This window comes from Nitrospirillum goiasense, assembly GCF_034427435.1.
In the GTDB taxonomy this organism is placed as follows: Bacteria; Pseudomonadota; Alphaproteobacteria; order Azospirillales; family Azospirillaceae; genus Nitrospirillum.
The window spans coordinates 1290094-1311308 of record NZ_JAXQNP010000003.1; the positions used below are offsets into that span (position 1 = coordinate 1290094).

At 68.1% G+C, this 21215-nt stretch carries 18 protein-coding genes; 9 read left to right on the forward strand and 9 right to left on the reverse strand.

What is annotated here, in order from left to right; all coding sequences use genetic code 11:
- Nucleotides 1-197: 197 nt before the first annotated feature.
- The gene (locus ULB03_RS20000) at nucleotides 198-710 is read left to right on the forward strand and encodes a phosphatase domain-containing putative toxin (protein ID WP_322484850.1); all 513 of its coding nucleotides are present in this window, start codon (nucleotides 198-200) and stop codon (nucleotides 708-710) included.
- Nucleotide 711: 1 nt separating this feature from the next.
- On the opposite strand, the gene ULB03_RS20005 is transcribed toward ULB03_RS20000, so the two are convergent.
- The 3 genes from ULB03_RS20005 to ULB03_RS20015 all read right to left on the reverse strand — a co-directional run bounded on the left by ULB03_RS20005 (nucleotide 712) and on the right by ULB03_RS20015 (nucleotide 4658).
- Complete coding sequence (locus ULB03_RS20005; RefSeq protein WP_322484851.1) at nucleotides 712-1977, reverse strand: 3-phosphoshikimate 1-carboxyvinyltransferase; 1266 nt, start codon at nucleotides 1975-1977, stop codon at nucleotides 712-714.
- A 151-nt stretch (nucleotides 1978-2128) separates the two neighbouring features.
- Entirely contained in the window at nucleotides 2129-3421 is a 1293-nt protein-coding gene (locus ULB03_RS20010) for an adenylosuccinate synthase (RefSeq protein ID WP_322484852.1), read from the reverse strand.
- Nucleotides 3422-3506: 85 nt separating this feature from the next.
- Nucleotides 3507-4658: an ATP phosphoribosyltransferase regulatory subunit gene (locus tag ULB03_RS20015; RefSeq protein WP_322484853.1), complete on the reverse strand. Its 1152-nt coding sequence runs from the start codon at nucleotides 4656-4658 to the stop codon at nucleotides 3507-3509.
- A 244-nt stretch (nucleotides 4659-4902) separates the two neighbouring features.
- Between ULB03_RS20015 and ULB03_RS20020 the strand changes: the two genes are divergently transcribed.
- Together ULB03_RS20020 and ULB03_RS20025 are read left to right on the forward strand one after the other, a co-directional pair.
- On the forward strand, nucleotides 4903-5169 hold the full coding sequence (locus ULB03_RS20020) for a ribbon-helix-helix domain-containing protein (RefSeq protein ID WP_322484854.1): 267 nt from the start codon (nucleotides 4903-4905) through the stop codon (nucleotides 5167-5169).
- 7 nt (nucleotides 5170-5176) lie between these two features.
- Nucleotides 5177-5602: a putative toxin-antitoxin system toxin component, PIN family gene (locus ULB03_RS20025; RefSeq protein ID WP_322484855.1), complete on the forward strand. Its 426-nt coding sequence runs from the start codon at nucleotides 5177-5179 to the stop codon at nucleotides 5600-5602.
- A gap of 29 nt (nucleotides 5603-5631) precedes the next feature.
- Here ULB03_RS20025 and ULB03_RS20030 read toward each other — a convergent pair whose 3' ends face one another.
- The 4 genes from ULB03_RS20030 to ULB03_RS20045 form a co-directional block, all read right to left on the reverse strand.
- The gene (locus tag ULB03_RS20030; RefSeq protein ID WP_322484856.1) at nucleotides 5632-7053 is read right to left on the reverse strand and encodes a homospermidine synthase; all 1422 of its coding nucleotides are present in this window, start codon (nucleotides 7051-7053) and stop codon (nucleotides 5632-5634) included.
- 116 nt (nucleotides 7054-7169) lie between these two features.
- Entirely contained in the window at nucleotides 7170-8540 is a 1371-nt protein-coding gene (locus ULB03_RS20035) for a type III PLP-dependent enzyme (RefSeq protein ID WP_322484857.1), read from the reverse strand.
- 532 nt (nucleotides 8541-9072) lie between these two features.
- Nucleotides 9073-10110 (reverse strand): MraY family glycosyltransferase, encoded by a 1038-nt coding sequence (locus ULB03_RS20040; RefSeq protein ID WP_322484858.1) that lies wholly within the window; start codon nucleotides 10108-10110, stop codon nucleotides 9073-9075.
- A 31-nt stretch (nucleotides 10111-10141) separates the two neighbouring features.
- Nucleotides 10142-10699, reverse strand: a complete 558-nt coding sequence (locus tag ULB03_RS20045) for a lipocalin-like domain-containing protein (protein ID WP_322484859.1) — start codon at nucleotides 10697-10699, stop codon at nucleotides 10142-10144.
- 88 nt (nucleotides 10700-10787) lie between these two features.
- Here ULB03_RS20045 and ULB03_RS20050 point away from each other — a divergent pair, with 88 nt between their 5' ends.
- Nucleotides 10788-11402, forward strand: coding sequence for a CGNR zinc finger domain-containing protein (locus tag ULB03_RS20050; protein WP_322484860.1), 615 nt, complete (start codon nucleotides 10788-10790; stop codon nucleotides 11400-11402).
- 17 nt (nucleotides 11403-11419) lie between these two features.
- On the opposite strand, the gene ULB03_RS20055 is transcribed toward ULB03_RS20050, so the two are convergent.
- Entirely contained in the window at nucleotides 11420-11842 is a 423-nt protein-coding gene (locus ULB03_RS20055; protein WP_322484861.1) for a hypothetical protein, read from the reverse strand.
- A 59-nt stretch (nucleotides 11843-11901) separates the two neighbouring features.
- Nucleotides 11902-13746: a PHA/PHB synthase family protein gene (locus ULB03_RS20060; protein WP_322485238.1), complete on the reverse strand. Its 1845-nt coding sequence runs from the start codon at nucleotides 13744-13746 to the stop codon at nucleotides 11902-11904.
- Between the two features lie 943 nt (nucleotides 13747-14689).
- Here ULB03_RS20060 and ULB03_RS20065 point away from each other — a divergent pair.
- From ULB03_RS20065 to recJ, 5 genes are all read left to right on the forward strand, one after another.
- Nucleotides 14690-15286: a hypothetical protein gene (locus ULB03_RS20065; RefSeq protein ID WP_322484862.1), complete on the forward strand. Its 597-nt coding sequence runs from the start codon at nucleotides 14690-14692 to the stop codon at nucleotides 15284-15286.
- A 177-nt stretch (nucleotides 15287-15463) separates the two neighbouring features.
- Complete coding sequence (locus ULB03_RS20070; RefSeq protein WP_145729008.1) at nucleotides 15464-16681, forward strand: LL-diaminopimelate aminotransferase; 1218 nt, start codon at nucleotides 15464-15466, stop codon at nucleotides 16679-16681.
- A gap of 32 nt (nucleotides 16682-16713) precedes the next feature.
- Nucleotides 16714-18009 (forward strand): homoserine dehydrogenase, encoded by a 1296-nt coding sequence (locus tag ULB03_RS20075; RefSeq protein ID WP_322484863.1) that lies wholly within the window; start codon nucleotides 16714-16716, stop codon nucleotides 18007-18009.
- A gap of 125 nt (nucleotides 18010-18134) precedes the next feature.
- Nucleotides 18135-19106 (forward strand): class II fructose-bisphosphatase, encoded by a 972-nt coding sequence (gene glpX / locus ULB03_RS20080; RefSeq protein WP_145729459.1) that lies wholly within the window; start codon nucleotides 18135-18137, stop codon nucleotides 19104-19106.
- Nucleotides 19096-20940 carry a single-stranded-DNA-specific exonuclease RecJ gene (gene recJ, locus ULB03_RS20085; RefSeq protein ID WP_322484864.1) on the forward strand — a complete coding sequence of 615 codons (1845 nt, stop codon included), beginning with the start codon at nucleotides 19096-19098 and terminating at the stop codon, nucleotides 20938-20940. The genes glpX and recJ overlap by 11 nt, the downstream gene beginning before the upstream one ends.
- Nucleotides 20941-21215: the final 275 nt, after the last annotated feature.

Sequence of the window (21215 nt, forward strand, 5' to 3'; positions counted from 1 at the left end):
AGCCCCGCCGCACTCGCCAAATTCCACATCAAGAACAGGCCGGTGACGAGCGTCATGACTGCCGTGAAGATCCTCATATGACGCAAGGCGGCGGCTCCGCGCTTGGTCCAAGCCAACTCATCTTGAAAGTCGGGTCCCATGGCGGTCCTGGGGAATCGTGAAGTGTCGGTGGTTATCGTCCGGCGAGGGGGAAACAAATGCAGCCGGCGCTTTATTGGATAGATCTCAGTGTCCTTCCCTGGACGGGGCGGCTCGCCATCATGGCGCGGCCCCGGGCAGGCGATTGGCTGGAAGATGAAATCGCCGGCTGGCGCGCCGAGGGCGTCGATGAAGTGATCAGCCTGCTGGAGTTAGCGGAGGTCCAGGAACTGGCGCTCATGGCTGAGGAGCGGCTGTGCCAGGCCCAGGGGATAGCTTTCACGACATTTCCCATGCCTGACCGGGGGGTACCCGACTCGCGCCGCCGGGTGGCCATGCTGGCGCGCCGCCTCTCCCAGGATCTGGCATCGGGGCGTTCCGTGGCCGTGCATTGCCGGGCCGGCATCGGCCGGTCATCGCTGCTGGCGGCCAGTGTCCTGGCTTGCGCCGGCCTGGATGTCACGGCGGCGTTCGCCCGCATCGCTCTGGCGCGGGGCGTGCCCGTGCCCGACACGGATGAGCAGCACGCCTGGGTACGATCCTTTGCCGAGGCGCTGCCGCTTTTGGCCTGACTCAGGCCTCGTCCCGCAATTCGACGCCCAGGCTGGCCAGCGCCCGCCAATAACCGGGATAGGTCTTGGCGACGCAGCCCGGGTCCAGGATGGTGATGTCGCGGATCTTCAGGCCGGCGAGGGCGAAGCTCATGGCGATGCGGTGGTCGGCGTAAGTCTCGATGCGGGTGGGCAGGCTCTGGCCGGCCAGGCCGGGGTCGCTGGCCACCAGCAGGTCGTCGCCCTCCTCCACGCCCAGGCCGGGGCGGATGCGTGACAGCTCCATGGCCAGGGCCGCCACGCGGTCGCATTCCTTCACCCGCAGGTTGGCGATGCCGGTGAAGCGCACCGGCGTGGCGTTGAACGCCGCCAGCACCGCCAGGGTGGGGATGGCGTCCTGCATCTGCGACCCGTCGATGACAGGCGGCAGGTGGGGAAACAGGCGGATGAAGTCCCAGGCGCGGGCGTCCGGCTGGGTGAAGGCGGCGGCCGGGGTGCCCAGATCGATGGCGCCGCCGGTCAGGGCCTCCGCCGCCCACAGGTAGGTCGCGGCCGAGGCGTCTGGCTCCACCGCGAAATCGGCGGCGCGATAGCCCGTGGCGGCCACGGTCCAGACGGTGTCGCTGGGGTGACTGACCGCCGCGCCAAAGGCCGCCATGGCGGCGGTGGTCAGGTCGACATAACCCTTGGCGCCGATGTCGGCGCCGGTCAGCACCACGTCGGTCGGCCGGGTCCCCAAGGCCCCCATCATCAGCAGGGCGGAGACGTACTGGCTGGACAACCCGCCGTCGATCTCCACCCGGCCACCGGCGAATCCGCCAGCATGGCCGCGCACGGTGACGGGCGGGCACCCGCTGGGGGCGTCGATGTCGACGCCCAGGGTCTTCAGGGCCGCCACCAGGGGGGCGATGGGGCGCTTGCGCATATGCGCGTCGCCATCCACCACCACCGTGCCGTCCACGGCGGCGGCCACCGCCGCCGTCAGGAAGCGGGTGGCGGTGCCGGCATTGCCCAGGAACAGGGGCTGGGCCGGCGCGTTCAGGCGGCCGGTGCCATGGACGACGAAGGTGGTGTCGTCCGGCTCATCCACCGCGACACCCATGTCGCGCAGGGCCTGGGCCATATAGCGGGTGTCGTCGCTTTTCAGGGCGCCGGTCAGCCGGCTGGTGCCGGCCGCCAGACCCGCCAGCAGCAGGGCGCGGTTGGTGATGGACTTGGAACCCGGCGGCGCCACCCGGCCCCGAAGCGGACCCTGCGGCGGAATGATCGTCGTGGCCAAGCTACCCATCACCCACTGTTCCCTATTGTTCTCTCAACATAAGCCGCTGGCGTGACAGTCACGCCAGCGGTAGCCCGCGACCGCGGGCGCCGGAGCGAGCACCGCAGGGCGCAGCGAGGAAGCCAAGGCCGCGGATGCGGCCGCCCGGCGCTTGAGGGAATTACCCTTGAAAAGGATCCCGCATGAGAATCGTGTCGTCGCGCTCGGGGCTGGTGGACAGCAGGGTCACCGGCGCCTCGATCAGTTCCTCGATGCGGCGGATGTACTTGATGGCCGTGGCCGGCAGGTCGGCCCAGGACCGGGCGCCATAGGTGCTCTGGGTCCAGCCTTCGAAGGTCTCGTAGATGGGCTCCACCTCGGCCTGGGCGGTCTGGGCGGCCGGCAGGTGGTGGATGACCTCACCCTTGTAGCGATAGCCGGTGCAGACCTTCAGCTCCTCGATGCCGTCCAGCACGTCCAGCTTGGTCAGGGCGATGCCGTCGATGCCGCCCACCTTCACTGCCTGGCGCACCAGCACGGCGTCGAACCAGCCGCAGCGGCGCTTGCGGCCGGTGACCACGCCGAATTCCTTGCCCTTGGCACCGATCAGTTCGCCGATGTCGTCGAACAACTCGGTGGGGAAGGGGCCGGAGCCGACGCGGGTGGTGTAGGCCTTGGTGATGCCCAGCACGTGCCCGACGGCGCCGGGGCCCATGCCGCTGCCGGCGGCGGCGTTGCCCGACACGGTGTTGGAGGAGGTCACGAAGGGATAGGTGCCGTGGTCCACGTCCAGCATGGCGCCCTGGGCGCCTTCGAACAGGATGCGCTTGCCCTGGGCGCGGGCCTCTTCCAGGCGCTGCCAGACGACGGCGCTGTAGGGCAGGATGCGCGGGGCGATCTCCCGCAGCTGGGCCAGCAGCTCGGCGCGGTCGATCTCCGGCGCGTTCAGGCCGCGCAGCAGGGCGTTGTGGTGGAACAGCAGCTGGTCGACCTTGTGCTCCAGCACGGCCTCGTCGGCCAGGTCGCACAGGCGGATGGCGCGGCGGGCCACCTTGTCCTCATAGGCCGGGCCGATGCCGCGGCCAGTGGTGCCGATCTTGCCGGCGCCGCGCGCCTCCTCACGGGCCTTGTCCACCGCGCTGTGCAGCGGCAGGATCAGGGTGGCGTTCTCGGCCACGATCAGGCTTTCCGGGGTGATCCGCACGCCCTGGGCGGCGATGTTCTCGATCTCGCGCAGCAGGGCCCAGGGGTCGACCACCACGCCGTTGCCGATGACCGACAGCTTGCCGGGGCGCACCACGCCCGAGGGCAGCAGCGACAGCTTGTAGGTGACGCCGTTGATGACCAGCGTGTGGCCGGCGTTGTGGCCGCCCTGGAAACGGACGATGACGTCGGCGCGGCTGGACAGCCAGTCGACGATCTTGCCCTTGCCTTCGTCACCCCATTGCGAGCCGACGACCGCGACATTGGCCATGATGGTTCTCCCTCTAAACGGCGCTCAATAGCAGGCGCGGGGCGGTGCTACGGCACCCCGCAGGATTTTTCAAACAGGTGGACGCTCAGACCTCGACGGTCCAGCCGTCCCGCAGCAGGTGGCTGCAGCCCAGGCGCTTGGCTTCCGCCGCGTCATCCGCCAGCGGCTCCAGCGCCGCCACCGTGTCCCAGCCCTTCTCGCGCAGGCGCTGGGCCTGGGTCGCCGGGGTGCCATGGGGCAGCAGCAGGCGGCGGGCCGGCGCCGGGCCGGGCACGGACTCGATGACCGTGTCGGTGAACAGGGTGAAGCCGGTGGCGGGTTCCCCCGCCAGGGTTCGATAGCGGCCACCGCGCCCGATCTCACCGCGCACACCGCGGGCGAAAATGGTGAAGCTGACCCCGGTCTGGTACTCGAACCCGCGCTGTTCCACCGGGTCGATGGTGATCTGCACATGGGGGGCGGCGCTGACGATCAGGTCCACCACGGTGGCCAGGCGCTGGCGCTCCGGCTCCGCCTCCGCCGGCAGCTCGACGGCGGCCAGGGCCTCCACGGCGGCGGGGGCGTTGCCGCAGCAGGCCATGACGCGGCCCAGCAGCTCGGCCGCGGCCCCGCCGATGGCGGCCAGGCCGGCGGCGTCCCGGTGGTCCAGCGCCTCGCGCGCGGCGCGCTGCGTCGCCTCATCCAGGTTCAGGGAGCGGAACAGCGCCGGCACCAGGGTGGGCACCGTCAGGTCCACGGTCAGGCCCTCGGCGCCCAGGTTGGTCAGGGCCTCCATGGCCAGCAGCACGATCTCGGCATCCGCCTCGGCGCGCAGGCTGCCGATCAGCTCAACACCGACCTGGCCGAACTGGCGCTCGTGGCGCAGCTGCGACCCCTTCACGCGCAGCACCTGGCCGGCATAGGACAGGCGCAGGGGGCGGGGGGCGTTGGCCAGGCGGGTCTGGGCGATGCGGGCGACCTGCAGCGTCATGTCGGCGCGCAGGCCCATCATGCGCTGGGACACGGGGTCCATCAGGCGGAAGGTCTGGTGCGCCAGCTTGGCGCCCGGGCCGGCCAGCAGGCCCTCCTCGAACTCGATCAGCGGCGGCTTCACCCGGTCATACCCATGGCGGCCGAAATCCGCCATCAGCTGTTCCACGATGCGGGCCTCATGCTGGGCGGCGGGCGGCAAAAGATCGCGCAAGCCGGCCGGCAGCAGGGCCTTGGCCGCAATGGCCTCGTCGGCGCTGTCAGTCATAATGCAGAAGGGTCCCGGGCGTCGAAAGGGCGACAGTGCCCGTTACGGGTCTTTAATCGCTGGCCGGCGCGCACGCAATTGTTTAAGCCCCGCGCCCGCCGGGGAGGGGGCATGCGGGGCCTCCATTGGGGGATAGATCTCGGATGATGGCTTTCCCGGCGAGAGAGGCTTTGCGGCGGAGGCTCTCGCATTTCGCTGATAAGCGCTTATACTCTTATAAGCTTATCCGCCTATGGGCCGCGCCATGTCCGACACCTCCTCTGAGACCACACGCTGGAGCGTTTCGGTTTCTAAAAAGACCGATATCGCCGTTCGTACTTTCTTGGCTCAACGGGGCATGAAGAAAGGGGACCTCTCCAAGTTCATCGAGGAGGCGGTCAAGTGGCGGTTATTCGAACAAACGATGGCGGAGGCGCGGAGCGCGTTTGATGACATGCCGCCGGATGATCTCGATGATCTGCTTCGCGAAGCCGTCACCGCGACCCGCCAAGATCACACGCATGAAGCCTGACTGACCGGTGCGCGTCGTCGTTGATACCAACGTCCTCATCAGCGCGCTGTTGGCAACGGCCTCGCTGCCGGCGCGCTTGGTGACCCTTTGGCGGGAGGGGCGGTTCAGCCTGCTCGTTTCAGAGAGCCAGTTGGACGAACTCGCGCGTGTCACCCGCTACCCCAAAATAAGGGCGAGGTTGGCGCCGGCCGTAGCGGGCCAGTTGATCAACGACCTTCGGGGTATTGCGGAGATTGTGGGGCCTTTGCCGAGAGTCTCCGCCTCGCCCGATCCCTTTGACAATTATCTGCTGGCCACCGCCGTGGCGGGTGGTGCGGACTTCCTGATCACGGGTGACAAGCAGGACTTGTTAAGTTTGCGACGGTTCGAAGGCACCAAGATTCTAACCGTTCGCGACTTCCTGACCTTGTTCGGGTTTATGCCGACCCCTTGAGGCCTGGAAGGGAGGGAGCGCTCGCCCCCTCACACCACCCGCACGTTCTTGAACTGCCAGGCGTCATCGCGGTCCAGGTCCTCGGGGAACAGGGTTTCGCGGCCGTCCAGGGGGGACCAGTCGGTGTAGACGCCGACCACGGGGCCCAGGTAGGGCGTGGCGATTTCCATGACCCGTTCGAACGAAACCTCGTCGGCCTCGACGGGGCCCTGCGTGGGGTTCTCCAGGGCCCAGACCATGCCGCCCAGGACGGTGGCGCAGACCTGCAGGCTGGTGGCGTTGTTGTAGGGCACCAGCTCGCGCGCCTCGGCCACGGTCAACTGCGACCCGTACCAGTAGGCGCCCTTCTCGTGGCCGCACAGCAGCACGCCCAGTTCGTCGATACCGTCGACGATCTCGGTCATGAGCAGGCGCTGCCGCTCCTGCTGCACATAGCCCTTGCCCACGAACTCGTGGATCGAGGTGATGGCGTCGTCGCAGGGGTGATAGGCGTAGTGGCAGGTCGGGCGATAGGCGACGCTGCCGTCCTCGTTCCGCGCCGTGAAATAGTCGGCGATGGAGATGGCCTCGTTATGCGTGACCAGGAAGCCGTGGAAGGGCCCCTCCATCGGCGTCCAGGTGCGCACCTTGGTGCTGATGCCCGGGCGGTTCAGGAAGATGGCGGCCTGGCTGCCGAAGTCGTGGTGCTGGCCGTCCACGGGAAAGTGGCGCTCATGCGTGCCCCAACCCAGTTCCGCCGGCTGGCAGCCCTCGCTGACGAAACCGTCGATGGACCAGGTGTTGACGAACTCGCCCCGCTCGCGCGGACGGTCGGCCACCTGGGTGTCGCGCTCGGCCACATGCACGGTCTTGATGTTCAGGCGCTGGGCCAGGCGTGCCCAACCGTCGCGCGTGGTGGGCACGGCCACGTCCAGGCCATTGTCCTGGGCGATGTTCAGCAGCGCCTGCTTCATGAAGTGCGACACCAGCCCCGGGTTGGCGCCGTGGGTCAGCACGGCCGTGGGGCCGCCGGGGTAGCGGGTCTTCAGCTCCAGTGCCGCTTCGCGCAGGGCGTAGTTGCTGCGCAGCGACGGCGACAGGCTGGGGTCGGTGTAGCCGCCCACCCAGGGTTCGATGCAGGTGTCGAGGTAGAAGGCGCCGGCCTCCTGGCACAGCTCCACCAGCGCCAGGGAGGAGACGTCGACCGACAGGTTCAGGACGAAGTCGCCCTTGCGCAGCAACGGCACCAGGATGTCGCGGTGGTTGTCGCGGGTCAGCGGGCGGATCTGGAAATCCACCTGGTAGTGGGCCGCCTCGTCCCGGCCGCGCGCGTCGGCCGTGATGATGGTGATGCGGTCGGCGGTGATGTCCAGGTGCTTCAGCACCAGGGGAAGGACGCCTTGGCCGATACTGCCGAAACCGATGATATAAAGTCGCCCGGGGATGGCGGCATGTTTCACGGAATGGGACATAGTTAACTCTCCGGGCTTTACCAACGGTTGACCGACCGTCTGTTGCTGTCGCGAATTCGCCGGCGTTCCTTCACGGGCGCCGGCCCCTCTGTTGAATTAAGAGCGCCGTGTTTGCCTCAAGCGATGCGGCGACGCAATATGCCGTATCGCGAATTCCGCCGAACCGGGGCGGGGACCAGGCCTGCGGTCGCCACCAGCGGGGCGTCGCGGACCTCCACCAGGCGGGCCTGGTCGAAGCCGTTGAACGCCGTGCGCAAGGCGGCGCCGTAGGCGCCCAACTGCCCGATCTCGATCCAGTCGCCCTCGCGGATGTCGGCGGGCAACAGGAAGGGACCGCGCATGTAATCGGCGCTGTCGCAGGTCGGGCCCCAGAAGCTGAATTCCTGCAGCGTCTCGGCCCCGCTCTGGCGAATCAGGCGCACGGGGAAGCGCATGCCCAAGGCGCCGGCGTCGGCCAAGCTGCCATACGCGCCGTCATTGATGAAAAGCTCCGAGCCCCGGCGGCGTTCCACCTGGACGACGACCGAGGCGCCGGTGGCGACCAGGGCGCGGCCCGGCTCGCACCATACCTGCACGTTGGGCGCCAGGTTCATGGCCACCAGGCCGTCGCGGATGGCGGCCATGTAATCGGCCAGCGGGGGCGGGTCCATGTCCGGGTAGCGGGCGGGGAAGCCGCCGCCCACGTCCACCACGTCGATGGCGACGCCGGCGGCCTTCACCACGGCATCGGCGATGGCCAGCGCCCGGGTGTAGGCCTGCGGGTCCATGCACTGCGAACCGACGTGGAAGCAGACGCCCACCCGCATGGCCAGCGGCCGCGCCGCGCGCAGCAGGGCCACCGCGTCATCGAAGGCGGCGCCGAACTTGGCCGACAGGTCATAGGCGGCCTGGCCCTTGGGCATGGCCAGGCGAATCACCAGGCCCAAATCCGCCGCCACCGGGTCCAGGCGGGCATCCACGCCCTCACCGCCGGGCACGCCCCCCCTGGAGCCTCCCTCGGCCACCACCTCGACGATCTTGGCCAGCTCATCGGCCGAGTCGAGGGAGAAGTCGCGCACCGCCTGCTCGAAATAGGCGGCGCGAATGGCGGCGCGGTTCTTCACCGGATGCATGTAGTGCACCGCCGCCGACGGATACATCTGGCGGGCCAGGCGGATCTCGGCGGGGGAGGCGCAGTCGAAGTGACGCAGGCCGCCCTCGGTCAGGGCGCGCAGCATGGTGGGGTCGGGGTTGCACTTCACCGCGTACATGACGGTGCCGCGATCGCCATCGCCCAGGGCCTGGGCCACGGCATCGTGGAAGGCGGCGATGAACGCGCGGGCGTTGGCGGCCACCTGGCGCGGACGCAGGCAGTGCATGGGTTCCGCCGGGGCCAGGCTGGCGACCAGGCTGTCCACGGTGGGCGCCGCCACCGGCAAGGCGGAGGGCAGGGACTGGGCGCGCACGCGGCGCAGCGGGGAAACGGCGGAACGGAAACGATAGGCCATGGCTAAACCCCTATCCGGCGCGTCCCGTCGCTCTCGGGCGTACGGGGGCCGGCATCATTCGGCTGATCCAGGGACCGCGAAGACTGACGGCGAGGCCAAAGGCCAGGGCCGTTTCAACAGCAGCGGTCGGTGGGAAGGGGAATGATCTGGTCTAGCGCCGTGATTGCCGGGCCATCGGGTCGATCTGTCGACCTTGAGACCTCAAAGCGTCAACTGACGCATCAGGACCAGAAGGGGCTTACCGCTTCACCGCCCGTTTTATGGTGGAAAGCATGATGTTGGTTCCCTCTCAAGGCCCGGCCCAGTCACATCGGCCGGATCTGCTCAAAAAGGACGCCTAACGTCGTTGCTTAACCATCCAAGGGTACGGGATCATCGGGCGATGACCGAAACCCAGGGGCCAGGGGCACGTGCGGGTGCGTCGCGAAATTTGTATTTAGGCGATTTGCGCCCGTAAGCAAACTTAAATTTTTGAAGGCCGGCCCCCCGCTCACCTCAAGGCTGGGCTGGGAACCTGCCGGAACCTTCCGTATCAGGGGACGCTGCCGCCCTTGGCCGGGGCCGTTGACCCCGTCTTGGCTTGGTCCGTCTTGGTGTGCGCCATCCAGGCCAGCAGGCCGATCACGGCGATGGGGGCCAGGGCCACCCAGCGGGGGTCGCTGTAGGACAGGATGGCGCTGGCGGCCAGGGCGGCGTTGGCCGCCAGGATGGCCAGGGCCACCAGGTCGTGCCGGCCCAGCCGGCGCACCGCCTGCTGGTAGAAGTGCTGGCGATGGGCCTGCCACACCGGTTCCCGCCGCCACAGGCGCTTGGCCAGGGTCAGGGTGGCGTCGCTCAGGTAGTAGAGGGGCAGGATCAGGGCCGGCAGCCACAACCCATCCCCGGCCGCGCGCAGCAGCAGCCAGCCGGACAGGAAGCCCAGTGGCACGCTGCCGACATCGCCCAGGAAGACGCGGGCCGGGTGCCAGTTCCAGGCGATGAAGCCCAGCGCGACGCCGGCCAGCGCCAGGGCGTAGGAACTCATGAAGCCCATCAGGCCGGCGGCGAAATAGGCCGCCGCCAGGCCCAGGCCCAGGCACAGCGTCTCCACGGCGCTGATGCCGTCGATGCCGTCCATGAAATTGAACAGGTTGACGAACCACACCCAGGCCAGGCCGGCCACCAGCCGGTCCAGCCAGTGCGGCAACCAGCCCTGGAACACCAGGGACTCCGACGGCAGGGCGGATAGGCCGACGGCCACCGCCAGGACCTGGGCCAGCAGGCGCCAGCCGGGCGGCACCCCGCCCAGGTCATCGGCCCAGGAAATGACGGCCAGGGCCAGGGCGGCGGCGATGGTGGGCCACAGCGTGTCCATGTCCCCCGCCATGAAGCCGGTCACGGCCCAGGCGCCCAGCAGCGCCGGCACGACACCCAGTCCTCCGCCGCGCGGCGTGGGCAGGCTGTGGCTGGAACGTTCATTGGGCCGGTCCATGACTTGGCGGCGCTTCAGCCACCAGGTGGCGCCCCCCGTCAGGCCAAGCGCCAACAGGAAGGGCAGGAACAGGCAAAGGAAGGGCGTCAGGATGGACATGGGGCCCTGTTGTAAGCGACTCGGGGTGGCTTCACAAGGCCGGGCGGGGATGGTGTCTTGTCCTGCGGCCACTTATCGCGCGGCTGGGGGGGCACGGGGCCTTGCGCCACACCGAATAGGCCACTGTGCCGTCGCCCGAGGCGCTGGCGGGCACGCCATAGCTCAGCAGGCCGCCGTCATAAGTGTAGTCCCGCACCTGGCGCTTGCCCTCCCAGTTGGGGAAGCTGGCCGCCTGCACGTCGAAGACCAGTTGGTGATGCTCCCGGTCGATATGGACGGTGCCGAAGTGGGTGCTGGAGCCCAGGACGGCCTGCCGATACTCCTCCGCCGTGCCTTGGGTCTTTACGCCGCTGGCGAAGGCGGGCCGGCCCACCCGGAAGATCTGCATGTTGTAGCGCCCCGCCGAATTGACGGTCAGGAGGCCCAGCGGGTGCTCGCCATAGTTGGTCGTGCGGCTGCCATCGGCGTGGATTTCATAGGCCGCGTCCATCACCCAGGTGCCCTCCAGTGTGGGCAGGTCGGCGGCCCGGGCGGTGCCCACGGAGGCGGCCAGCAGGGCCAGGACGGGCAGCATCTTGTCGCAACGCATCGGAGGGTCCCTCGCTTGTGTAACCAGTTTATCAGGTTTCAGTGGCGCGATGGTTGTCATGGGATGTGAAACCTGTCAATACGGTTACATGCGACATGACGACCATCACCATGCTCCCTTGCACCATGCTCCCTTGGCGGAAGAGCGCGACGGCTTCCGCTTCCGGGGTGGCTGCCCGGCCATCGACCTCCCAGCCACCTTGCAGGCGCGACTGAAGCCTGCGCCGCGGGAACTGCTGGCGACGCCGGAGGATGTGCGGCGCTGGATGGTGGCGGCTGGCCTGACCGACGTGGCCCCGCCGGCGGATGAGGGGGATTTGGCGCTGGCGCGGCACCTGCGCGAGGCGATCTATGACTTGGCCGTCCATTGGCATGGCGGCAGCGGCCCGCCCGGTGGCGGCCTCGATTCGGCGTTGGATATGCTGAATCAGGTGGCCGCCCTGCCGGCGGCGACACCCGCCCTGTCCCAGGCGGGGGGCGTGCGTCTCTCGGGCCCCATGACGGCCTTCATCGCCACGGTGGCGCGCGACGCGGTGCACCTGTTCGGCAGCGGGGCGCCCATCCGGCAATGCCAGTCACCCGCCTGCACCCTGTTCTTCGTCGACACGTCCCGCGCCGGCGACCGCCGCTGGTGCTCCATGAAAGGATGCGGCACCAAGGCCAAGGTGGCCGAATTCCGCCGGCGCCAGCGCAGAGCGAGCTAAATTTCCTTGGTGCGCATTTAGTTTTTTGTCGCCTTTCCGAAATAGAATCCAAGTATGACGGTTAGTGCATTTGTCAATACAGAGGGTATTTCCTTTTGGCTTCCTGAAATTGTTATATATCCAATCAATAACATGATTGACACTGCTATTATTGCGGCGACGCCATCGGAATGAAGAAGCGTCTCTAAAATATTCTTTCTTATTTTTATAGATCTTATTCTATCTAATAATAAAACATCATTACGGATAAGTTCGGAATCGCCATCCTTGATGAAAACATAATTCATCAAATTCTTTTCGGTATCTGATTTGTCGAAGCAGACGGCAATCAACGTTCCGCCTAAAAAATCCCTCCTTATTGACCCAACGTATATATTGTAAATTCCATCATTATTTTTCTTAATTGTTTCAATGGCTAGCTGCGAATCCATTGTGGTCATTGCCCCGATTCCGTTGAATGGCGGCCCGCAAAATAGCGGGCCGCCACTATAAACAGTATTTACTCCACCACCCGCACCTTCACATAGCTGCCCGGGGCGTCCTCGATGGGCTTGAGCTTGCCGTCGCCCGGTGTGCGGGCCGGCACCTGCGGGCCGGCGTATTGTTTCAGCCAGTCGGCGTAGACGGGCCACCAGCTTCCCGGTACCTGGGTGGTGCCGGCCAGCCAGTCGTCGGGCGAGGCCGGCAGCGCGTCGTTCAGGAAGTGGCTGTACTTGTTGGCCGCCGGCGGGTTGACGACGCCGGCGATATGGCCGGAGGCCGCCAGCACGAACTTAACCGGCCCGCCATAGAGCTGGGTGGCGGCGTAGGTGCTTTTCCACGGCGCGATGTGGTCCTCGCGGGTGGATAGCATGAAGGTGGGCGTCTTGATGGTGCGCAGGTCGATGGGCACGCCCTTCAGGGTAATGCCGCCCGGCCGGACCAGCAGGTTCTTCTGGTACATGTTGCGCAGGTAAAAGCTGTGCATGGCCGGCGGCATGCGGGTGCTGTCGGAATTCCAGTACAGCAGGTCGAAGGGGAAGGGGTCCTTGCCCAGCAGGTAGTTGTTGACCACGAAGGACCAGATCAGGTCGTTCGAGCGCAGCATGTTGAAGGTGGTGGCCATGGACTGGCCGTCCAGGTAGCCCCGGCTTTTCATGCGGGACTCCAGCGCGCCCAGCTGTTCCTCATCGATGAACACCGACAGCTCGCCCACGTCGGTGAAGTCGGTCAGGGTCACCAGGTACATGGCACTCTTGATGCGCGCGTCCTTCTTGGCCGCCATGTAGGCCAGGGTGCCCGACAGCAGGGTCCCGCCGATGCAATAGCCGATGGCGTTCACGCCGTCCTCGCCCGTGGCGTCCTTGATGGCGTCCAGGGCGGCCAGCGGCCCGTCGGCCATGTAGTCCTCGAAATCCTTGGCGGCCAGCTTCTCGTTGGGATTAACCCAGGAGATGACGAAGACGGTGTGCCCCTGCTCCGTCAGCCAGCGGATCAGCGAATTGGCCGGTTTCAGGTCCAGGATGTAGAACTTGTTGATCCAGGGCGGGATGATCAGCAGCGGCGTCTTGTGCACCGTCTCGGTCAGCGGCGCATACTGGATCAGCTGCATCAGGTCGTTCTGGAACACCACCTTGCCCGGGGTGACGGCGATGTTGCGCCCCACCTCGAACGCCGAATAGTCGGTCATGGAGATGGCCAGCTGGCCCCGGCCGCGTTCCAGGTCGCCCAGCAGGTTTTCCAGGCCTTTCAGCAGGTTATCGCCGCCCGTCTCCAGCGTGACGCGCAACACCTCGGGATTGGTCAGGGGGAAGTTGGTGGGTGACAGGGCGTCCACGAACTGGCGGGTGAAGAAATCCAGCTTCTTGGCGGTCTTGCCCTCCAGCCCTTCCACCCCGCGCACGGCGGTTTGCACGTACTTGGCGGTCAGCAGGTAGGATTGCTTGATGAAGTCGAAGACGGCGCTTTCATCCCAGGACTTGTCCCGGAAGCGCTTGTCCTCCTTGGCCGGGCTGATGACCGGCGCCGCCTCCTCCCCCAGCAGGCGCTGGGCGGTGCGCTGCCACAGGGCCATGTAATCCTGCCACAGGCCCAGTTGCGCCTCGAACAGGCGGTTGGGGTCGGCCATCAGCCGGGCGGTCATCTCCATGAAGGCGCCGCCCAGGTTGAACGGGTCCAGGCTGGACAGGTTGGCCGGCAGGCTGTTGAAGGAGGCGGCGCCAAAGGGGGCGGCGCCAAAGGGGGCAGCGATGGACATGGGGTCGGCCGCGGCCGTGCCATCCGCCGGTGTCTGCGCCTGGCGGGCCACGAAATCCGCCACCAGGCGCTGCGCCTGTTCCGCGATCCGGTTCATGGCCAGGGTCATTTCCACCGGGTCGGGCAGGCGGACCTCGCCGTCCTTGGCCGGCGCCTCCTTGACCCCTGTCTTCGGTGCCGTGTCCGCCTGGGGGGGCGCTTTGGCGGTCGCTTCCGGGGCGGCGTGGGTGAAGGGCGGCGGCTTGGGCGCGTCCGGCGCCGCGGCTGCCGGCGTCACCATGCTGGGCGTCTTCGCCGCGGGCATCACCACGCTGGGCGGCGGCGGGGCGGCCTTGCGGCGGGGCGCCTTCGCCGCGATGGCGGGGGCGGCTGCGGCCTTGGCGGGCTTCTTCACCGCCGAGGGCGCGGCCTTGGCCTTTTCCGCCGTCGCCCCGGCGACCGGCACCGGCGCCAGGGGCTCCTGGGAGTCGTTCTTGTGGGCCTTCAGATGCGGCGCGCCCGGCACGGGCGGGGCGATGGGGGCCGCGCGAACCACCTTGGTCTTGGCCGCGGCGGTTTTAGAGGCGGCCTTAGGGGTGGTCTTGGCGGCGGCGGGCTTGGCCGGGGCCGCCTTCACGGTGTTCGTCGTCGAGGTCGGCTTGGGGGCCGCCTTTGGCGCCGTCGCTCTCGGGGGGGGCGGTGTCTGAGGGACAGTCTCGGAAACACTCGGGGACCGGGAAACACGCGGGGACCGGGTACGCTTGGGCGGGGTATCGGCCATGCTTTCTTGTTCCTTCGCCTCTATCACCAGGGGACCTGTTCCAGGACGGAAGCGGGGGCCACGCGATCTGTTCCGCGGGAAACCGCCCGTTCGGCAGGCAGGGCGCCCGCTCCCCATCCGGCCGTTCCGTCGCCGTAAGAAGGCTGGGTTACGGCTGGTGACGGCGCTTGCGGCCCGTGGGGATTTCATACACGATCCGGCCATGATTTTCACCGACGCTAACGCACGGCCCGCGGGTGCAAGCACCCAGGACGGTCGCCCCAATCGCTCCGCTTCCGCCGCTGGTCGCCCGGTGGCGGCCCATCGCCCGCGCGCCTTGGCCGGCCGCGGCCTGCGGGCGCTGGTCCTGGCGGCGGCGGTGCTGAGCTTGGGCGGGTGCGCCGGCAAACTGGTGCCCAAGGCCCTGTTCCATGACGGCCCCGAGGATCCGGAGCCCTTGCCCAACGATGCCAGTTCCAAGGCGTTGCTGCTGGGCGAACGGCCGGTACGCCACGTCGGGCCGCCGCCGGACGTGTGGCCCAACCTGGCCTCCGTGCCCGAACGGCCCAAGGATGTGCCCGATCCGGCCGCCCGGCAGAAGGACGTGGACGCCCTGCTGGCCGATCGTGCCGCGGCGGGTTCCGTCGCCACGGATCTGACCAAGTACCAGAGCTCCCCGGACCAGCAGACGGTGCAGCGCGCCACCTCCTCGTCCAACGCGCTGTTCGGCAGCTCTTCCCCGGCGGCACCCAGCCAGAGCAAGATGCCGGTGGTGCCCAGCGCCCCGCCGGCCGTGCCGGGCCGTGTGCCCGATTCCGTTCCCGGCGTCCCGGTCGCGGCCCCTCCCGCCGCCGCTAGCCAGGCTGGTGCCCCCGCCGCCAACGGCACCAGCCAGACCCCCCAGAACTGATCCGTTATATCGGATTGGGGCGGAAAATTAGGCCGGCGCGGGCGTTCTTGTAAGCAAATGTCTTGAAACGGGATGCCCGCCCTGTGGAAATTGCTGTCGCCCGGCCCCGGCCGGGGCGATACAAACCCTTCGGCGATCCTCGCCTTCCCTCCACCCCGAATTGATACAGATCCTCCCATGAACGAAGAGTTCCACCGCATTAAGCGCCTGCCGCCCTATGTGTTCGCCGAAGTGAACGCGATGAAGGCGCGAGCTCGCGCGGCTGGTGAGGACATCATCGACCTCGGCATGGGCAACCCGGACCAGCCGACCCCGCCCCACATCGTGGAAAAGCTGGTGGAGGCGGTGCGCAATCCCAAGACGCACCGATATTCCATGTCCCGTGGCATCCCCGGCCTGCGCAAGGCGATCTCCGCCTATTACAAGCGCCGATTCGATGTCGACATCGATCCGGAGACGGAGGCCTGCGTCACCATCGGCTCCAAGGAAGGCTTGGCCAACCTGGCCCAGGCCATCACCAGCCCGGGTGACGTCATCCTGGTGCCCAACCCCTCCTACCCCATCCATCCCTTCGGCTTCATGCTGGCCGGCGCCGCGCTGCGCCACATCCCGGTGGTGGACGGCGTGGACAATTTCGTGGAGACGCTGGAACGCGCCATCCGCCATTCGGTGCCCAAGCCCATCGCCGTCATCGTCAGCTTCCCGGCCAATCCCACAGCCCAGACGGTGACCCTGGACTTCTACAAGCCCATCGTCGAGCTGTGCCTGAAGCACGGCATCTACATCCTGTCGGACATCGCCTACGCCGAGATCTATTTCGACGGCAACCCGCCGCCGTCGGTGCTGCAGATCCCCGAGGCGCGCGACATCACGGTGGAATTCAACAGCCTGAGCAAGACCTACAACATGCCGGGCTGGCGCGTGGGCTTCGGCGTGGGCTCCAAGAAGCTCATCGGCGCGCTCGCCAAGTTCAAGTCCTACGTCGACTATGGCGCCTTCACCCCCATCCAGGTGGCGGCCACCGCCGCGCTGAACGGGCCGCAGGACTGCGTGGAGGAAATCCGCCAGATGTACAAGGCGCGGCGCGACGCCCTGATCGAGGGGCTGGACGCCGCCGGCTGGGACGTGCCGGCGCCCAACGCCACCATGTTCGTCTGGGCCCGCATTCCCGAACCCTTCCGCGCCATGGGCTCGCTGGAATTCTCCAAGCTGCTGCTGCAGGAGGCGCAGGTGGCCGTCTCCCCCGGCATCGGCTTCGGCGAATATGGCGATGAGCACGTCCGTTTCGGCCTGGTGGAAAATGTCCAGCGCATCCGCCAGGCCTGCCGCAACATCCGGGGCTTCCTGCACCGGACCGGCAACGGTGGCGAAGCCGCCTCCAAAAAAGTGATTTGAGTCTGATGGTTGCGGTCGATAAGGGGGAAAGCATGGGTACGGCACCGTTGCGCGTGGGCATCGCCGGTCTTGGCACCGTCGGCGCCGGGGTCCTGACGGTGCTGGCCACCCAGGCCGACCTGCTGGCCCGGCGCTGCGGCCGGCCGCTGGTGGTCACGGCCGTCAGCGCCCGCGACCGCGGCCGCGACCGGGGCGTCGACCTGTCGTCCGTGCGTTGGTACGACAACGCCGTCGACTTGGCGGCGGACGACCAGGTCGATGTGGTGGTGGAACTGATCGGCGGGTCGGACGGCATCGCCGCCCGTACGGTCGAGGCGGCGCTGGCCCATGGCAAGCATGTCGTCACCGCCAACAAGGCGCTGCTGGCCCACCACGGCACGGCGCTGGCCACCCAGGCCGAGTCCCAGGGCCTGACCCTGGCGTTCGAGGCGGCGGTGGCCGGCGGCATCCCCGTCATCAAGGGCCTGCGCGAGGGCCTCGCCGCCAACCAGGTGCGCGAGGTGCACGGCATCCTGAACGGCACCTGCAACTACATCCTGACGGAGATGCGGACCACCGGCCGCGACTTCGCCGAGGTGTTGGCCGAGGCCCAGGCCAAGGGCTATGCCGAGGCCGATCCCAGCTTCGACATCGACGGCGTGGACGCGGCGCACAAGCTGGCCATCCTCACCTCCGTCGCCTTTGGCACGCGGGTGGACTTCGCCAACGTGCAGGTGGAGGGCATCCGCCACATCTCCGCCCTGGACATCGACTATGCCGGGCAGCTGGGCTACCGCATCAAGTTGCTGGGCATCGCCCGGCGCACGGACACGGGCATCGAACAGCGGGTGAACCCCTGCATGGTGCCGGTCGGCTCCCTCATCGCCGCGACTGATGGCGTGTTCAACGCCGTGGTCGCCGACAGCGATTTCGCCGACAAGGTGGCGCTGGTCGGCCGCGGCGCCGGGGCGGGGCCGACCGCCTCCGCCGTGGTCGCCGACCTGGTGGATATCGCCATTGGCCGGCGGACTCCGACCTTCGCCGTACCCGCCAGCCAGTTGGCACCCCTGACGCCTGCCCCCTTGTCGGCGCGGCGCGGACGGTATTATGTGCGCCTCATGGTGGTCGACCGTCCGGGCGTCATCGCCGACGTCGCCGCAGCCCTGCGCGACCAGAACGTCTCCATGGAGTCGTTCCTGCAGCGGGGCCGGGCGCCGGGTGAGGCTGTTCCGGTGGTGCTGACCACCCACGATACGGAAGAAGTGGCGATGTTGCGCGCCCTGGCCGTCATTGGCGGCCTGGACGCGGTTCAGGAAACCCCGCGCATGATCCGTATCGAGGATTATTGACACACCACCGTCACGGACCCCGTCCTTATAATAAGGGGTCCGACGGCAAACTGACTCAGGGGAAGATGACTATGAGCAAGGCTATCGAGGCGCCCGTCGATCCGAAGGGCGACATCAGCCTGGTGATGGACCGCAACCTGGCCCTGGAAGCGGTGCGCGTGACCGAGGCCGCGGCCTTGTCCGCCTCGCTGCTGATGGGCCGCGGTGACGAGAAGGCTGCCGACCAGGCCGCCGTGGATGCCATGCGCAAGGCCCTGAACAGCCTGGCCATCGATGGCACCGTGGTGATCGGCGAGGGGGAGCGCGACGAGGCGCCGATGCTGTACATCGGTGAGAAGGTGGGCAGCGGCCACGGTCCCAAGATCGACATCGCCCTGGACCCGCTGGAAGGCACCACCATCACCGCCACCGGCGGCCCCAACGCCCTGGCGGTCATCGCCATGGCGGAGTCGGGCGGCTTCCTGAACGCCCCCGACGTCTACATGGACAAGATCGCCGTGGGCGCCGGCCTGCCCGAGGGCGTGGTCGATATCGATGAGAAGATCGAGACCAACCTGAAGAACCTCGCCCTGGCCAAGCATGCCACGGTGGAGGAACTGGTGGTCTGCATCCTGGACCGCCCCCGTCACCGCGAGCTGATCGCCCGCGTGCGCGCCGCCGGCGCCCGCATCATGCTGATCGGCGACGGCGACGTGTCCGGCGTCATCTCCACCGCGCAGCCCGACAGCGGCATCGACCTGTATGTCGGTTCCGGCGGCGCGCCGGAAGGCGTGCTGGCCGCCGCCGCCCTGCGTTGCATCGGCGGCCAGATGCAGGGCCGCCTGCTGTTCCGCAACGACGATGAACGCGCCCGCGCCAAGCGCTGGGGCGTCACCGACCTGGACCGCAAGTACGGCCTGACCGACCTCGCCAGCGGCAACGTCATGTTCGCCGCCACCGGCGTGACCACCGGCACCATGCTGCGCGGCGTCCGCCGCTTCCCCGGCGGGGCGTACACCCACTCGGTGATTATGCGGTCGAAGAGCGGCACGGTGCGCTATGTTGAGGCGCACCACAATCTCCGCACCAAGACCAAATTCGTTCCGGATGCAGAATAACATCACGTTCGTGGGCTCGCCGGCGGGGGACATCCCGGCCGGCGAGCCTCGCCCCCTTTTGGGGGTGTCGCGGTCCGCGACCGGCCGACGCTGGCTGGCCCGCCCGCATGATGAGCGGCTGGCCCTGGCCCATGCCCAGCGCGGTGGCCTGCCGGAATTGGTGGGGCGTGTCCTGGCGGCGCGCGGCGTCAGCCTGGAAGAGGCTGAGGATTTCCTGGGCCCCACCCTGAAGCGCTTCCTGCCCGATCCCCACGCCCTGCTGGACATGCAGGCGGCGGCCGAGCATCTGGCCGACGCGGTGCGCCGGGGGCGGCGCCTGGCCGTCTTCGGCGATTACGACGTGGATGGCGCCACCTCCTCCGCCCTGCTGGTGCGGTTCTTCCGGGCCGTGGGCGCCGACATCCAGGCCTACATCCCCGACCGCATCGCCGAAGGCTATGGCCCCAACGCCCCGGCGCTGTTGCGCCTGCGTGAGGCGGGGGTGGACCTGGTCATCACCGTCGATTGCGGCGTCACCTCGTTCGAGCCGCTGGCCGCCGCCGCCCAGGCGGGGCTGGAGGTCGTCGTCGTCGATCACCACAAGGCGGAGCCGGCCCTGCCCAAGGCCCACGCGGTGGTGAACCCCAACCGGCTGGACGAGGCCATGACCGACCGCCTGGGCACCCTGGCGGCGGTGGGCGTCAGCTTCCTGTTGGTGGTGGCCGTCAATCGCGCCCTGCGACAGGCCGGCTGGTACGCCAACCGGGCGGAGCCGGACCTGATGGGCTGGCTGGATCTGGTGGCGCTGGGCACGGTGTGCGACGTGGTGCCACTGGTGGGCCTGAACCGGGCCTTGGTGGCGCAGGGCCTGAAGGTCATGGGCCGGCGCAACAATCCCGGACTCTCGGCCCTGGCCGACGTGGCCGGCATCAATGAACGCATGGACGCCTACCATGCCGGCTACATCCTGGGCCCCCGCGTCAACGCTGGCGGCCGGGTGGGACGGGCTGACCTGGGCACGCGCCTGCTGTCCACCGAGGACCCGGTGGAGGCGCGCGACCTGGCGGCCCAGCTGCATGCCCTGAATGCCGAGCGCCGGGCCATCGAGGCCCTGGTGCTGGAGGAGGCCATCGCCCTGGTGGAGGCGCAGGCCGCGCTCACTCCTGGCGCCGGGGCGCTGGTGATCGCGGGGGCGGGCTGGCATCCCGGCGTCATCGGCATCGTCGCCTCCCGTCTCAAGGAACGCTATGGCGTGCCCGCTTGCGTGGTGGCGCTGGATGGCGGCATCGGCAAGGCCTCCGGCCGTTCCGTGCGGGGCGTTGATCTGGGGGCCGCCGTCATCGCCGCGCGCCAGGCCGGCCTGCTGATGGCCGGCGGCGGCCACGCCATGGCGGCGGGCTTCACCGTGGCGGAGGCCAAGCTGGCCGATCTGCGCGCCTTCCTGGCCGAGCGGATCGCGCAGCAGACGGCGGGGCAGGGGCCGCTGGTGCCCACCCTGCACCTGGATGGGGTGGTTTCGGTGCGGGGCGCGTCCACCGACCTGCTGGGCCACATCACCCGCCTGGGGCCCTTCGGCACCGGCAATTCCGAACCGCGCCTGGCGGTGGCTGATGCCCGCATCGTGCGGGCCGATGTGGTGGGCGGCAACCATGTGCGGTGCGTTCTGTCGTCGCCGGACGGCGCCCGGCTGAAGGCCATCGCCTTCCGCGCCATGGATGAGGATCTGGGCCCCGCGCTGCTGAACCATGGCGGCCGGCCCCTGCACCTGGCCGGAACCCTGCGTGCCGACCGTTGGAACGGGGCGGAAGGGGTGCAACTGACCATCGACGATGCGGCGGTCCCCGGCGGGGTCTGATGCGGCGGGGGCCTGCCTCTATCCGAAAGTAATAAATCGTCCGTTAGCCGCGTTACGGCGCGCGGTGACGGCAGAACCGTGCCCATCCTGGTCGGTACCGATGTATGTCCACCGTTCGGACCATCGGCCCTTCAAACGCAAACATCTGTCGTCGCCGCTTTCGCGGCGGCTTTTTTGCGCTTCCTGACCGCTTCGACCCAGCTCGTCTTTTTACCAGGCGGCGCGGCGACAGTTGACAGTCGCTCTACATTGCCGCTTCCGGTGAAATATTAATG

What these genes read in the sequence shown, in the direction of transcription:
- recJ (WP_322484864.1), top strand. Translation starts at nt 19,096, where the DNA reads ATGCAGAATAACATCACGTTCGTGGGCTCGCCGGCGGGGGACATCCCG.
- ULB03_RS20040 (WP_322484858.1), bottom strand. Translation starts at nt 10,110, where the DNA reads ATGTCCATCCTGACGCCCTTCCTTTGCCTGTTCCTGCCCTTCCTGTTG.
- glpX (WP_145729459.1), top strand. Translation starts at nt 18,135, where the DNA reads ATGGACCGCAACCTGGCCCTGGAAGCGGTGCGCGTGACCGAGGCCGCG.
- ULB03_RS20055 (WP_322484861.1), bottom strand. Translation starts at nt 11,842, where the DNA reads ATGACCACAATGGATTCGCAGCTAGCCATTGAAACAATTAAGAAAAAT.
- ULB03_RS20020 (WP_322484854.1), top strand. Translation starts at nt 4,903, where the DNA reads ATGTCCGACACCTCCTCTGAGACCACACGCTGGAGCGTTTCGGTTTCT.
- ULB03_RS20015 (WP_322484853.1), bottom strand. Translation starts at nt 4,658, where the DNA reads ATGACTGACAGCGCCGACGAGGCCATTGCGGCCAAGGCCCTGCTGCCG.
- ULB03_RS20005 (WP_322484851.1), bottom strand. Translation starts at nt 1,977, where the DNA reads ATGGGTAGCTTGGCCACGACGATCATTCCGCCGCAGGGTCCGCTTCGG.
- ULB03_RS20060 (WP_322485238.1), bottom strand. Translation starts at nt 13,746, where the DNA reads ATGACCCTGGCCATGAACCGGATCGCGGAACAGGCGCAGCGCCTGGTG.
- ULB03_RS20070 (WP_145729008.1), top strand. Translation starts at nt 15,464, where the DNA reads ATGAACGAAGAGTTCCACCGCATTAAGCGCCTGCCGCCCTATGTGTTC.
- ULB03_RS20050 (WP_322484860.1), top strand. Translation starts at nt 10,788, where the DNA reads ATGCGACATGACGACCATCACCATGCTCCCTTGCACCATGCTCCCTTG.
- ULB03_RS20045 (WP_322484859.1), bottom strand. Translation starts at nt 10,699, where the DNA reads ATGCGTTGCGACAAGATGCTGCCCGTCCTGGCCCTGCTGGCCGCCTCC.
- ULB03_RS20075 (WP_322484863.1), top strand. Translation starts at nt 16,714, where the DNA reads ATGGGTACGGCACCGTTGCGCGTGGGCATCGCCGGTCTTGGCACCGTC.
- ULB03_RS20010 (WP_322484852.1), bottom strand. Translation starts at nt 3,421, where the DNA reads ATGGCCAATGTCGCGGTCGTCGGCTCGCAATGGGGTGACGAAGGCAAG.
- ULB03_RS20030 (WP_322484856.1), bottom strand. Translation starts at nt 7,053, where the DNA reads ATGTCCCATTCCGTGAAACATGCCGCCATCCCCGGGCGACTTTATATC.
- ULB03_RS20000 (WP_322484850.1), top strand. Translation starts at nt 198, where the DNA reads ATGCAGCCGGCGCTTTATTGGATAGATCTCAGTGTCCTTCCCTGGACG.
- ULB03_RS20035 (WP_322484857.1), bottom strand. Translation starts at nt 8,540, where the DNA reads ATGGCCTATCGTTTCCGTTCCGCCGTTTCCCCGCTGCGCCGCGTGCGC.